This is a genomic window from Corynebacterium tuingiense (assembly GCF_046718165.1).
In the GTDB taxonomy this organism is placed as follows: domain Bacteria; phylum Actinomycetota; class Actinomycetes; order Mycobacteriales; family Mycobacteriaceae; genus Corynebacterium.
This window is the reverse complement of the sequence record NZ_CP177101.1, coordinates 1,992,485-2,005,605: the sequence shown is the minus strand read 5'-3', so window position 1 is coordinate 2,005,605 and position 13,121 is coordinate 1,992,485. Positions and strand designations below refer to the sequence as shown.

General features: G+C 60.0%; 14 protein-coding genes. 7 read left to right on the top strand and 7 right to left on the bottom strand.

Features of this window, described 5'->3' with window-relative positions:
- Position 1: 1 nt before the first annotated feature.
- A complete protein-coding gene (locus tag ACLI1T_RS09590) occupies positions 2-727 on the top strand; it encodes a type IV toxin-antitoxin system AbiEi family antitoxin domain-containing protein (RefSeq protein ID WP_411702526.1) in 726 nt (241 codons plus the stop codon).
- 96 nt (positions 728-823) lie between these two features.
- A complete protein-coding gene (locus ACLI1T_RS09585; RefSeq protein ID WP_411702525.1) occupies positions 824-2,002 on the top strand; it encodes an alpha/beta hydrolase fold domain-containing protein in 1,179 nt (392 codons plus the stop codon).
- Between the two features lie 19 nt (positions 2,003-2,021).
- Here the strand turns inward: ACLI1T_RS09585 and ACLI1T_RS09580 are convergent, their stop codons facing one another.
- Positions 2,022-3,008 carry a TDT family transporter gene (locus ACLI1T_RS09580; protein WP_411702524.1) on the bottom strand — a complete coding sequence of 329 codons (987 nt, stop codon included), beginning with the start codon at positions 3,006-3,008 and terminating at the stop codon, positions 2,022-2,024.
- A gap of 356 nt (positions 3,009-3,364) precedes the next feature.
- On the opposite strand from ACLI1T_RS09580, the gene trhA reads away from it, so the two are divergent.
- The gene (gene trhA, locus ACLI1T_RS09575; protein WP_232208563.1) at positions 3,365-4,024 is read left to right on the top strand and encodes a PAQR family membrane homeostasis protein TrhA; all 660 of its coding nucleotides are present in this window, start codon (positions 3,365-3,367) and stop codon (positions 4,022-4,024) included.
- A gap of 72 nt (positions 4,025-4,096) precedes the next feature.
- On the opposite strand, the gene ACLI1T_RS09570 is transcribed toward trhA, so the two are convergent.
- The 3 genes from ACLI1T_RS09570 to ACLI1T_RS09560 form a co-directional block, all read right to left on the bottom strand.
- Positions 4,097-4,645, bottom strand: coding sequence for a Panacea domain-containing protein (locus ACLI1T_RS09570; protein WP_411702523.1), 549 nt, complete (start codon positions 4,643-4,645; stop codon positions 4,097-4,099).
- A gap of 38 nt (positions 4,646-4,683) precedes the next feature.
- Positions 4,684-5,913 carry an asparaginase gene (locus ACLI1T_RS09565; protein ID WP_411702522.1) on the bottom strand — a complete coding sequence of 410 codons (1,230 nt, stop codon included), beginning with the start codon at positions 5,911-5,913 and terminating at the stop codon, positions 4,684-4,686.
- Between the two features lie 89 nt (positions 5,914-6,002).
- Positions 6,003-7,013, bottom strand: coding sequence for an acyl-CoA thioesterase (locus ACLI1T_RS09560; RefSeq protein ID WP_023023838.1), 1,011 nt, complete (start codon positions 7,011-7,013; stop codon positions 6,003-6,005).
- A gap of 33 nt (positions 7,014-7,046) precedes the next feature.
- On the opposite strand from ACLI1T_RS09560, the gene ACLI1T_RS09555 reads away from it, so the two are divergent.
- Genes ACLI1T_RS09555 through purM form a run of 3 tightly spaced genes read left to right on the top strand, consistent with a single transcriptional unit; the run spans position 7,047 to position 10,036 of the window.
- Complete coding sequence (locus tag ACLI1T_RS09555) at positions 7,047-7,451, top strand: sterol carrier family protein (protein WP_023029522.1); 405 nt, start codon at positions 7,047-7,049, stop codon at positions 7,449-7,451.
- Positions 7,452-7,461: 10 nt separating this feature from the next.
- On the top strand, positions 7,462-8,958 hold the full coding sequence (purF, locus tag ACLI1T_RS09550; protein ID WP_023023835.1) for an amidophosphoribosyltransferase: 1,497 nt from the start codon (positions 7,462-7,464) through the stop codon (positions 8,956-8,958).
- A gap of 25 nt (positions 8,959-8,983) precedes the next feature.
- Positions 8,984-10,036 (top strand): phosphoribosylformylglycinamidine cyclo-ligase, encoded by a 1,053-nt coding sequence (gene purM, locus ACLI1T_RS09545; protein WP_023023832.1) that lies wholly within the window; start codon positions 8,984-8,986, stop codon positions 10,034-10,036.
- A gap of 66 nt (positions 10,037-10,102) precedes the next feature.
- On the opposite strand, the gene ACLI1T_RS09540 is transcribed toward purM, so the two are convergent.
- Positions 10,103-10,300 (bottom strand): DUF3073 domain-containing protein, encoded by a 198-nt coding sequence (locus tag ACLI1T_RS09540; RefSeq protein WP_023023830.1) that lies wholly within the window; start codon positions 10,298-10,300, stop codon positions 10,103-10,105.
- 141 nt (positions 10,301-10,441) lie between these two features.
- Positions 10,442-11,506 (bottom strand): YgfZ/GcvT domain-containing protein, encoded by a 1,065-nt coding sequence (locus ACLI1T_RS09535; RefSeq protein ID WP_023023828.1) that lies wholly within the window; start codon positions 11,504-11,506, stop codon positions 10,442-10,444.
- A gap of 30 nt (positions 11,507-11,536) precedes the next feature.
- Between ACLI1T_RS09535 and ACLI1T_RS09530 the strand changes: the two genes are divergently transcribed.
- On the top strand, positions 11,537-12,406 hold the full coding sequence (locus tag ACLI1T_RS09530) for an aminodeoxychorismate lyase (protein ID WP_411702521.1): 870 nt from the start codon (positions 11,537-11,539) through the stop codon (positions 12,404-12,406).
- 6 nt (positions 12,407-12,412) lie between these two features.
- Here ACLI1T_RS09530 and ACLI1T_RS09525 read toward each other — a convergent pair whose 3' ends face one another.
- Positions 12,413-13,108, bottom strand: coding sequence for an FABP family protein (locus ACLI1T_RS09525; protein ID WP_411702520.1), 696 nt, complete (start codon positions 13,106-13,108; stop codon positions 12,413-12,415).
- Positions 13,109-13,121: the final 13 nt, after the last annotated feature.

The following is a 13,121-nucleotide window of genomic DNA, read 5'->3' as shown; positions in this document are numbered from 1 at the left end:
AATGAAAGCTGTAGAAATTCTGGCGCGGCTAGAATCCTTAGCGGCAAATCAGTGGGGCATTATCACTACGGCTCAGGCTCAACGCGAAGGTATTTCTCGCCTCCACATAAATCGCTTGGCAGGGAGCGAGATCCTAACGCGCGCACGCAGAGGCATCTACCTTCTTCCCTCAGTTCAGCTTGGTCCATTAACGGATGTCAGGGAAGCTTGGATATCCCTTGAACCAAATCTATTTGCGGTAGAACGTATAGACGCCGACAATAAGATCGTTGTGTCTCATGAGTCCGCAGCACTTATCCATAGCATTGGTGATTTGATTCCGAATACACAGACTTTCTCGGCTTCCTTGCGGAAACAAACCAGTCAGAATGATATCCACATTTATGACGATCGTGAAATAGGGGTCGGGGATATAGAAAATATCGACGGATTGCTCGTAACCTCAGTAGAAAAGACGGTGGAGGACCTGGCCTCCCAAATAATGGAATTCAATTATTTGGCGACTCTCGTCGTGGACTCCTTGCGAAAAGAAGGCGTTCGATTAAAGAGCTTGGCAAAGCGGCTTGAACCAGTGTCAGCAGCCTATGGATTCAATTCTGGTAACGATCTTTTGGCTGCGTGTTGGGAAGAAGCAGGGGCTGACGAAGATAATGAAGAGTTCCGAGATCGCTTCTTCATCAGCGCGGGCACTGGTGTGGAGACAAGGAGTTTTAGAGACTCTCGTTAGCCGCAGAGTGCAGTGAAACGTCATAGAAGAAAATGCGCCCACTGGAGCTGCAATCACCACCACGAATTCCCAGAAACGAGGACTAACGTTGCCGGTATGAAGATCGTTGCCCGGTTGCTGTCCGTCCCGCTTGCGCTTGTCGCTTTCCTCGCACTGTGGCTTGCGGTGGCGCCGTTTACGCCGCATATTCCCTATTGGGGCGCGGGTGCGCTCATCGGCCCGCAGTATGTCGGTCCGGTTGTTATCTTTTCCCTATTTCTCCTAGTCCTTGCGGTGCTAGGAAGGTTCGGCTCCCGCAGCTTCTACGTGCCAGGCGCGTTTGCGGCGGTTGCGTTCATTGCAGGCATAGCGCTTTTTGGGACGCAGATTCACGCCGCGAAGGAGCAGGGGACCGACGTAGATATTCGCGCCGCGTTGAGTTGGGCTGGTGTGGAAAGCACCGACGAGGGTCCTGATCACACGGTGGCCTACGATTCTTTCCACGGTGAGGACCTGGATATGGATATTTATAGGCCCAATGATGGCGGCACCCACCCGGTCATGATGTACGTCCACGGCGGCGGCTGGGATCAGATGAACAAGCACTCCCAGGCATTTAATATGCGGCAGATGGCGCAGCGCGGCTACCTCGTATTATCCATCGATTACACGCTGTCCAGTTGGGAGCAGCCCACGTGGAAGGTGGCAGCGGGGCAGGTGGGCTGCGCGATGAATTGGGTCCATGCCCATGCAGCGGATTATGACGGCGACCCGGAGCGCTTCTTTATGTACGGCGAATCTGCTGGCGGACAGTTGGTGCTGAATGCGACTGCCGATGCCGCCGCGCGCCCCAACCACCTACCTCCCACCGATTGCCCTGGCACACCGGCCGTTCCCCGCGCCGTGTATGCGGATTCACCGGCCCTCGACGTCCGCCACATCTATGATTCTGACGATCCCTATGCCGCGCAGGGTTCCCGCGATACCGTGCAGAAATACCTCGGTGGAACGCCCGAGGAATATCCAGACCGTGCGGATTTCGTCACCTCGGCTACGCACCTCACCAAGGACATGCCGCCCATCAGGATAGTGCGCAGTGACAACGATCGCCTCGTCCCGCCGGAAAGCTATGACGACTTTCGCCGCATAGCGCATGAAAAGAACATCGACCTGAGCGAGTACGTGCGCCCACACGCTGACCACGCATCCGCCCTCAGCGCCCATGGAGTGTGGAATCAGCACTTGCTCCAGGCGATGCCCCAATTCTTCGCCGAGCACGATCCGCAAGCTTCTTAGGCTCCCGAAACCCCTGGGGTTATGCGTGGCTTACTTGACTGACCTTGAAATGCTCGGAAACGGTTTTGATAGCTCCGAAAGCAGCCCAAGTGACGTGGAAGAGAAGCAGGACCAGCAGGGCGGCGCTCACGGTATCCATCCAGCCCAAGCCCCACGCCAGCGCCGCGGGCTGCGTGGACAGGGTGTGGGTGCCAAGGCAGCAGGTGCCTACGGGGAAGGTGCTGGCCCACCAGCTGGGGTTATAAGACATTGGGGTATTACCCAGGGCGGCACCCCAATGCTTGGCGATGGCATAGACCGACAGCGGCACGCCTAAGCTCAGCATCGCTACACCATAGACCATGGCGCGAAAATGCCATTGGTCGCCGGCGAGTAGCTGCGCTGCGGCGGTGGACTGGCCGACCAACCCCAGTGGGATCCAAGCGGTGGCAGCGAAGTTAGTGGGAACCTTGGGGAAGGTACGCCGGTAAACGAAGGCGAATATCGGCATTCCCGTCACCCAAGCCAAGACGAAGCAGAACACGCCGATGCCGTGGATGACCGAGCTCCACTCGCCAGCGTGCGTTGCCAGCTGTGCCGAAGCAGTGGCGGAAACCATAGGTGCCACCAGCGGAAGCCCTAAGGCAAAGGCGGGATTAGTGGGATGATTGAAGAGAAGATACTTTACATACTTTAAGCAGGTAATCACGCTGAGGACGGTTCCCACGGCCCAACACACAGCGTGAATTGACCAGGCATCAAAGATGAGGGAGTAGGCGCTGCCCAAGGCAAGGATGCCCATGGAAACCATGCCCCATGCAGGCATGTCGTCGGAATGAAAACCTGGATTTCGGTACTTAATGAATCCCGCCGTGAGCGCCAAGAAGACAAGAGTTGCCACGCCGAGCATGATTTCGGCAGGGAGGCGTCCAATCACCGGGCTTAAGTGCGTATCGATGAGGGATGAGGAGATCGATAGTCCCATGAGTGCTCCCGCCCAGGCAGGCCCTAGCGGAGGAATTTTCATGTCATTCCGAACTTTTAACATTTCAGGTTATTTGCTTCCTCATGCTCGTGGGAGACTGCGCAATCCGAACGGAATTCCAATGAATAAATATACTCCTACAAGGGTCGATGATGGAGATCGGGCTTTACCCATGCGTTAATGGAAACCATGTGGCTCGTAGATGGGATGGATTCTGGCGAAAAGGATTAGATTCTCCTTTTCCTTGAAGCTCTTTACTCCCCTCAGTAGACTTACGGTAACGTAACTTAGCTCTGGTGGGAGAAAGAAGTATCGCTGTGGCTCAGATACATGCTGAAGGAACAAAAGAGGCGGGAGAGCATCCCTTGAAAGAAGGCTTGGTGCAGCGCACCTATTGGATGGCGGATCGCGGCGAGCGGCCGCTGACCCGTGGATGGGGTCATGCGCTGGCGGCGTTGCTATCGGTGATCGCCTCCACCGTTCTCATCACGTATGCGTGGATGACGCTGCACTGGTGGCAGGGTCTAGGCGTTACCGTCTATGGCCTAGGATTGGTAGGGCTTTTTGGCGTCTCGGCGCTGTACCACCGCTATCCGTGGCCTAGCCCCCGAGCGGTGCAATGGTGGCGGCGGGCGGACCACGCCACGATTGCGGTATTCATTGCCGCCACATACACCCCGTTGTGTTTGATTGCGTTATCCCCAGCGCAGGCAGCATGGATGCTCGCCATTGCGTGGGCGGGCGCGATCTTGGGCGTGATTTTGAACCTAGTGTGGATTGAGCACCCGCGGTGGCTCGATGTTGTGGTGTACCTAGCGCTGGGCTGGTTGGTGCTGCCGCTACTACCCACGCTGTGGAGCGATGCCGGCGCAGCAGTGGTCTGGCTATTGCTGGCCGGCGGCGTGGTTTACTCCGTAGGTGCGCTGGTCTATGGCTTTAAGTGGCCTGGGCGCAATGCGCGCTACTACGGCTATCACGAGCACTTCCACACCGCGACCATCGCGGCGGCAGTGGTGCATCTCGTGGCGGTATGGCAAGTGGTCGTTGGCGCTGCCTAGACCGTAATTGCCGTGTTATTGAACAGGGCAGCATGCGCCAGGATGATCAATCCTTGCCGCAAATCCGTCTGGTTAACGGTCAGCGAGAATCCGGAAAGTCTCCCACCAGTCTTGTTCGATTTCCTTGGCCTGTGGTGTGGCTAAAACTTCATCCACATCCCCGTTGAGGTCAACATTAGGCAAAAGAACTTCTGCTGGTTGTAGCGGAGGTCGCGGGGTGGGCTCGCCGGAGATCATCGCCTGGGAGAACTCTTGGAGGAGCTCGTTCCAGGCAAGGCCATGACTCAAGTCAGAAAGCCGGATCGATTCAACTCCGCCGTAAAACGCGATGATGCTATCTACTACTGCACGTTCGTATGTGCTGAGATTGTCGGACAGGCCACCGGGAACATAGGGGACCGGCCAGGGCTCTTTGGTCCCTGCTACCTGCCAGGTTTGAGTGCGCAGTTCGCGGGAAACAGGGCCATGTCGCCACGCTTGAAACTCCGCCTGGAATAATGGGCGACCCGTCCACGCCAGATGCCAGCCTTGGGAGAAGTAGCACAGCTTGTACAGCTTGAGCTTGTCCACATTGGGAATGCGCTCAGTAATGTACTGTCCAACGTCGAAAATTTCTGCCATGCTCTCCTCCTTTCAGCGTCGCGCTAAAGTATACGGCCTCATTCTGCAGTGGGAAAGAGCCTCTGTGCGTCCGTTCCCGTGGCAACTGCGGCTGCGAGCAGCATGCGGGCTTGGGGTGCGCGGAGGTTGCCGGAGGGGATGACGCCGGCATCGGCAAGCGTGGCACCGCCTCCGGCGCCGCCGTAGATGCCCTCAACGGGCCCGTGATCCACGCGGGTAGTAAGCACGACGGGAACGGACTTGGCGGCTTCCACGGCGGCATTAGCCAGATCGGGGCCGATATTTCCTGAACCCATGCCCTCAATGACGATGGCCTGTGCGCCCTTGGCCAAGGATTGCTCAATGAGATCCGCTGGGGCGCCGGGGTAGGCGGCGATGATGTCCACGCGGACATCGCCAAGCGGAGCGTACTTCAGCGGATAGGGGCGTTCTGGGAATTTCTCCTGGCTGTTGGTAGCAAAGCCATCGGCCTTTTCCGTATCAGATTTGAACGCGCCGCGGGCGGGGATAACCTTGCCGCCAAAGGCGATGAATGCGCCGTGGCCGGCATAGTCCGGGTTGGTGACAGTCTCTACCGCGGTAGCGAGGTTTTCTGGGCCGTCTGGATCATCGTCATCGAACGGGCGCATTGCGCCGGTGAGTACGACGGGCTTATCGCTGTCGTGGAAAGTATCGAGCGCAATGGCGGTTTCTTCCATGGAATCGGTGCCGTGGGTGACGATTACGCCATCGACGTCATCGCGCTCTAGCTGCTCTTGTACGGCGGTGATGATTTTATCGGTATCGGCCAAGGTCATCGCAGAAGAATCCAGGTTGGCAATGTCTTTGACCTCAAGTTCCAACTTGTCTTTGTTGAACTCGGAGTACAGCGGGTCCACCAAGTCAGAGCCCTTGACGGTGGGCACCACCGCGCCCTTGTCATCGTGGGTGCTGGCGATGGTGCCGCCGGTAGAAAGCACCACCACATGCCCCTCGATTTCGGAGCGCTGCTTGGCGTGGGAGCCGCTTGATTTGGTGGAAGTGGTGGAAGAGCTTGTGGCGGAGCTGCTGGCGCTGCTGGAGCTGGTAGCGGAACTAGAACTCGATGCCGTGGAAGATGCTTCTGAGGTCTTTTCCGCGGAGGTAGAAGAAGAGGTAGTCGTCGGCGTAGCCGAAGCCTCATCTTTATCCTCCTGGTTGGCCGGGTTCTGGCAGGAGGCCAGCAGCAGTGCGGAGGCAACTAAAGCGGCGGAGTACTGCACCTTGCGGCGCAGGCGTGGGTTAGACATATCAACTCATTTCTCTAGCGTGGTCTCTGTAACCAATTTAATACCACGCTGGTGCGCGGGCGCCGCGCAAAAGAAAATGTGCTGAAAAATTAATCCACGTGCTGGTAGTGCGGCGCCACGATGAGCGGCTTCGGGGAATATTCGCCGCGCAGCTCGCGCAAGATATTGGCGTGCTCGGCCAAGCGGATATCTTCTTCCGTCTGTGGGGTAAAGGTGCGCGCGGTCAGCGGCTGCCCGTCGCGGTCCAGGGCAATATAGGCCACGGTGGCGTGAATGGCGGTGTTGAGGTTATCGCGGCCGCCGCGGGGATCGCCGGCGCGGACGTGGATGGACATCTGCATGGAGCGGCGGTCCGTGCGCATCATGCGGGCATCGACCTCAATGAGATCGCCGATGGAAATGGGCTTATAAAAGCGGATGCCACCGGCATAGACGGCGACGGTGCGCTCGCCGGACCACTCCATGGTGCAGGCGGTGCCGGCCTCGTCGATCCACTGCATCGCGGTGCCGCCATGCACCTTGCCGCCCCAGTTGACGTCGGTGGGCTTGGCCAAAAAGCGGTTGACCATGCGCGGGGCATCGGAAGGCCCATCGTAGGTCTGCTTATCCATCTCGAGCTCGATGGCCTTGCGCAGCTCGATGCGGGATTTCGCGGCCTCGGCCACGCGCAGGTGCTCATCGGTATCGGGCACGAAGGTGGGCACCGGGGTGGTCTTATCGCTTTCGGGGTCCTTGGCCACGAAGATGACTAGGCAATCGCAAGCGCGGGTGAAAATGCCCTCGCGGGGATCAGCAGACAGCACTTCGTTGATGATGTGCATGGAGGACCGGCCGGTCATCGCGATGCGCGAGCGCACCTCCACGATGTGCCCGGAGGGAATGGGCCGGGTGAAGTGGATATGGCCCACATAGGCGGTCACGCAGTACTGCCCGGACCACTGCACGGCGCAGGCGTAGGCGGCCTTATCGATCCACTCCAGCACGCGTCCGCCATTGATGCCGGGGGCGCCGGCCATGGTGACATCGGTTGGCGATGCCATAAAGCGCAGCGTCAGGGTAGGGGACTTTTGGGTTTCCGCAGCAGCGTCAGTAGGTGACATAAACAATAAGATAACAGTAGCTATGCTGTGGCTATGCCTAAACCCGTAGATCCCGCCGCCACGCGCGCGGCCATAATCGCCATCAAGGACTGGATTCAGGACCCGGACGGGCAACAAAAGCCAGGCAGGGCCCTGCTTGCCGATGCCGTCCGTCGCACCGCCCGCACCCTCGAGGCCGACGCGCCGGGGCATTCGGTGGAGCTGCGCGTACCCCCATTTGTTGCGGTGCAGTGCATTGAAGGCCCCCGTCACACGCGCGGCACCCCACCCAATGTGGTGGAAATGGATGCGGAGACCTGGCTGCGTTTGGCCACCGGTGTCACGGACTGGGACGAGGTCAAAAACACAGGTCGCGTCGATGCCTCCGGGTCGCGTTCAGGGGAGATTGCACAGTGGCTGCCGATTATTCCGTTAGTTTTCGACGGCCCAACGCGCTAATATAAACGCCGTGGTAGAAGTACATACTCCTAGTATCACTGACCTTGACGATCGTAACGAGGAGGAACCCCGCGAAGAGTGTGGCGTCTTTGGCGTCTGGGCTCCCGGGGAGGAAGTCTCCAAACTTACCTACTTTGGCCTTTTTGCTCTCCAGCACCGCGGCCAAGAAGCCGCCGGCATTGCGGTGGGCGATGATGACCGCATCGTCGTCTTCAAAGACATGGGCCTGGTGGCCAATATCTTCGATGAATCGACCCTTTCTGCCTTAAACGGCAATGTGGCGGTGGGCCATACGCGCTATTCCACGGCCGGTGGCAAGGAATGGTCCAACGTGCAGCCGATGTTTTCCACCTCCTCTACGGGCGTGGATATTGCCTTGGGCCACAACGGCAACCTGGTCAATTACCTCGAGCTGCGTGCAGAGGCCGTCGAGCGCGGCCTGATTAAGCCGCACGAGGAATCGGTTTCTGACTCGATGTGCTTGTCCATGCTGCTTGCCGATGGCGTCGATGACACCACCTCCGTCTTCGACTCCGCCCGCGAGCTCCTGCCGCGGGTGAAGGGCGCATTCTGCTTGACCTTTACCGATGGCCACACCATGTACGCCGCGCGCGACCCGCAAGGCGTGCGCCCGCTGGTGCTGGGCCGACTGGCCAAGGGCTGGGTCGTTGCCTCCGAAACCTGCGCGTTGGATATCTGTGGCGCGCAATTTATTCGCGAAATCGAGCCGGGCGAGCTCGTCGCCATCGATGAGGCCGGCATCCGCTCTGAAAACTTCGCGCCCGTCAAGCGCAGCGGCTGCGTTTTCGAGTACGTGTACTTGGCCCGCCCGGATAGCGATATCAAGGGCCGCTCCGTCAACGCCTCCCGCGTGGAGATCGGCCGCCGCCTGGCCCGCGAATACCCGGTTGAGGATGCAGACCTGGTCATCCCCGTACCGGAATCCGGCAACCCGGCCGCGGTGGGCTACGCCCGCGAATCCGGCATCACCTTCGCCCACGGCTTGGTGAAAAACGCGTATGTAGGCCGCACCTTTATTCAGCCCACGCAGACCCTGCGCCAGCTGGGTATCCGGCTAAAGCTTAACCCGTTGCGCGAGGTCATCGACGGCAAAAAGCTCGTCGTGGTGGATGATTCCATCGTGCGAGGCAATACCCAGCACGCGCTTATCCGCATGCTGCGCGAGGCCGGCGCCGCCGAGGTCCACGTGCGGATTGCCTCCCCGCCGGTGAAGTGGCCGTGCTTTTACGGCATCGACTTCGCTTCGCCCGGCGAGCTCATTGCCAACGCCAGTCCGTCCGATGACCCGGAAGAGATTTGCTCCACCATCTGCGAGACCATCGGCGCTGACTCCTTGGGCTTTGTCTCCATCGATGAAATGGTCGCCGCCACCGAGCAGCCTCGCTCCGAGCTGTGCACCGCCTGCTTCTCCGGCGATTACCCCCTTGGCCTTCCCGCCGGAAACCCCAATGCCGATGCCGTGCGCACCCTGCTCGGAACCCAATAAAAACACTTAAGGAACTTTTAAAAACATGAGTGACAACACCTACGCCGCAGCCGGCGTCAATATCGAAGAAGGCGACCGCGCGGTAAGCCTATTTGCCCCACACGCCAAGCGCGCCACCCGCCCGGAGGTCATGGGCGGCCTCGGCGGCTTTGCGGGGCTCTTCAAGCTGGGCGATTACAAGGAACCCATCCTCGCCGCTGGCTCCGATGGCGTGGGCACCAAGCTCGCCGTTGCGCAGGCCATGGATAAGCACGACACCATCGGCATCGATCTGGTGGCCATGTGCGTCGATGACCTAGTCGTCTGCGGCGCCGAGCCACTATTCCTGCAGGACTACATCGCCGTGGGCAAGGTCGTGCCGGAAAAGGTAGCCGAGGTAGTTAAGGGCATTGCCGAGGGCTGCGTGCAGGCAGGCGCTGCACTGCTCGGCGGCGAGACCGCCGAGCATCCAGGCATGATGGGGGAGAACGAATACGACGTCTCCGCTACCGCCGTCGGCGTGGTTGAGGCCGATGGCGTGTTGGGCCCAGACAACGTGCGCGAGGGCGATGTACTCATCGCCATGGGCTCGTCTGGGCTGCACTCCAATGGCTACTCGCTCGCGCGCCACGTCTTGCTGGAGCAGGCGGGCATGCCGCTAGACGGGTACGTGGAAGAGCTCGGCCGCCCGCTAGGGGAGGAGCTTTTGGAACCCACTCGCATCTACGCCAAGGAATGCCTGGCGCTGGCGCAGGAATGCTCCGTATCCACCTTCTGCCACGTCACCGGCGGCGGGTTGGCCGGCAATCTGGAGCGCGTTATTCCAGAGGGCCTGAGCGCTGAGGTCAACCGCTCCACGTGGAATCCGGGCCAGATCTTTAAGCTCATCTCGTCCATGGGCAAGGTCGAGCTGGCGGAGATGGAAAAGACCTTCAACATGGGCGTGGGCATGATTGCCGTGGTCAATCCGGAGGACCGCGACCGCGCCTTGGCCATGCTCACCGCCCGCCACATTGATGCGTGGGAGCTGGGCAGCGTCCGCGAAGCAGACGGCGAAGAACCGCGCGTTATCATGCAGGGCGAACACTCAAACTTCTAGGTACAAGAGGAAGGCCTTAGGTTAAAAACCTAAGGCCTTCTGTGGATTTATCCGGCGAGCGGAAGATTAGCGCTCGTCGTCGTTGTCCTCATCCCATTCGTCGACATACTCGGCGTAGGGATCATCCTCTTCGTAGTCGTGGGAGTCACCCTCCTGCTGAGCAGCGAGTTCCCGCTGAAGGGACTCGATATCCATCTCGGGTGAGTTGTACTTGAGCTGGCGTGCAACTTTGGTCTGCTTTGCCTTAGCGCGTCCGCGTCCCATGTGCATGACCCCCTTGGGCTAGTAGGGCGCTCCAGGGATTCTTGGGCGCCCCATCGGCTTGTCAATTGTGTATCTTCCTGTAAGACACAATAGCGCGTGTGACGAAAAAATTCCGCACCGGCCCCCCGATGAGTGGAAAATCTACCGCCCGCGCAGCCGGTTTACCGCCTCGCGCCCGGCCTTGGGGCCCTCATCTTCGGGGATGGAGGATGCATCAATCGACGCCGCGGTATCGCCGATTTCCAATGTGCCTGCATCCAGCGCAGAACGCTTTACTAGACCCAAGGCGATGGGGCCGAAGTCGCAGTCATCCACGATGGTTCCAATGCGACCTACCTTACGGCCATTGAATGTAATGTCATCGCCCACATTCGGCCTCTCCGGCGCGGATCCGTCCAAGTGGAGGAGCACCAAGAGGCGAGGAGAGCGGCCCAGGTTCTCCACGCGGGCCACGGTTTCCTGGCCGCGGTAGCAGCCCTTATTCAGGTGTACGTGGGCGGGGTTAGCATCGCTGCGGCTAATCCACTGCGGAACCTCGTGCGGGATGGATTTCTTATCCAAATCTGCGGCGAGCTCCGGCTCGCGGGCGCGCACGCGCTCGGCGGTAAAGGCCATGAGCCCGGCAAGCCGCGCGCCCTCTGCCTCTAGGGCGGCCATGGATTCCACCAACTGTTCGCGCGGAATGCCCAGGTCAATGCGCCTGATTCCCGGCCACTGCACCTCGCGGGAAAAGACTACGGTGGGTGGGGTGGGAATATCGGGTTCACCCAGCAATGTCACGATCGCGATATCTGCTTCTTCGACCGTGACCTCAGACCAAAAGACCATCTTGGTTAAAAAGTCTTGGGCAGACTCGAACTGCGCGGCGGGCAGGTCGAGGTAGAAGTCCTCGCCCGCGCGGGTGATATCCATGTGGTGTAAAATGTGGCCTTGGATATCCAGGTCGAGGGCACCGGCGGAGAAGCCGGAGGGGGCATCGTCAAGCTTCTGCGAGAGCAGGTTATTAAGAAACCCCGGCGCATCAGCACCGCTGACGCGCAGCACGCGGCGCTGCGAGCGGTCGATGGCTATGGTCTCGGTCTCGGCCGCACGCTGTTCCCCGAGGGGATTGCCATAGTGCCAGGCCACACCTTGGGCATCGAGTACAGTCGCGTCCTGGTGCTCGGCGGCACCGGCGCGTTGAAGAAGTGGCGAAGAATAACTCACATCTACCGATGGTAGGGCATAATCGAATCTATGAAACCCTCCCCGCGAAAAGAGCCGGTCATCTACGTCGTGGAACCTTTTGGTGGGTCGGTGCGCAAGCATTCGCCCTCCCTGCCGCTGGTCTATGCTGATGATGCCGCCGTGACCCGCGGCGATGGCATTTTTGAATCGCTTTTGGTTCGCGACGGTAAGGCGGCCAACCTTGCCCGCCACGCGCAGCGCTTCCGCGATTCGGCGCGGGCGCTCGACTTACCGGAGCCGCCGATGGATAAGTGGGAAGAGGCGACCCGGCTGGCGATCGCGGATTATTGCGGTACCGATGCCGATCATCCCGATGCCAAATGCACCTGGACCTATACCCGCGGCAGGTCCTCGACCGGCGTGCCCACCGCGTGGGTGACGGTGCAGCCGCTTGGCGATGCCCCGCTTCGCCAACGCACCACCGGCGTTACCGTCCTGACGAGCCCGCGCCTGTGGCACGTGGCCGAAGAGCTACCGGCCAAGACGCTGAACTACGCCGCGACGATGGCGATGCTGCGCATGGCCAAGGACAAGGGCTACGACGATCTCATCCTGACGGATCCAGATACCGGCGAAATCTTAGAGGGCGCTACCTCTACCGTGGTGGCGGTGCGGGGAAAGAAGCTGCGCACCGCCGCCGGGCGCGGCATTTTGCCCGGCACCACGCAGGCCGCGCTCTTTGATTACGCCCAGGACCGCGGCTATCGCTGCAAGGCCAAGCCGCTGACGGTGGAGTACTTAGAAAAGTCCGATTCGGTGTGGCTGGTCTCGTCCGTGCGCGTGGCGGTGCGGGTGACCAAGCTGAATGAGAAAACGTTAAAAGCCCCGGATAACGAGGAAGAAATCCGGGGGCTTATCGATGCCGCGTTAGGGGCTTAGCTAGCTCTAGCCAGCGATGCGGGTGAGCTCGGCGGACATATAGGGGCGCATCTCGCCATCGACCATGCGCTCGTCTACCCAGCCCAGGTTGTTATTGGGCATGAGTCCGTACATGCGCTTGCCGGGGCCCAAGTTCTTCGGGCCGGTCTCCGTGACCATGGTGGAGGCGGATTCGAGCTGCCAAGCGCGCTCGTTGAAGGGCTCGCCGTAGAAGATTTCCACGATGCCGGTAGAAGAGGTGTAGGTGACCTCGATTTCATCCTTGGCGGAGATGCGCCAGAAACCGGTCTCGCGGGTGGACGGGCCCTGCGGCTTGCCCTCGGTATCGATCTTCCAGGTGCGCGAGCTAAAAGTCAGGTAATTCTCGCCGTCGTGGGCAACAACTAACTGCTGGCCAAAGGTGTATTCGCTGCCATCGGTGTCGTGGGCTTGGCCCTCGCCCTGCCAGACACCTACGAGGGGGAGGAGGCCTAGCAGGCCATCGTGCAGTGACGGGCCCTGGCGCAGATTGGCCGTATCTGCGGGAACGGGGGCATCGCCAAGCTCGATGGCGGGGATATTGTGGCTGGCTGCATCCTTCCACTGCTCGGCGGCCTGGTTGACCGCATCATTGCCATTGAGCGCGCCGGAGGTGTTTTCCGGGTGGGATGCGGCGGCGGTCTCGATGTTCGGGGTATTGGTATTCTCGTTCTTTTCGCTCATGGGCGTCCAGCCT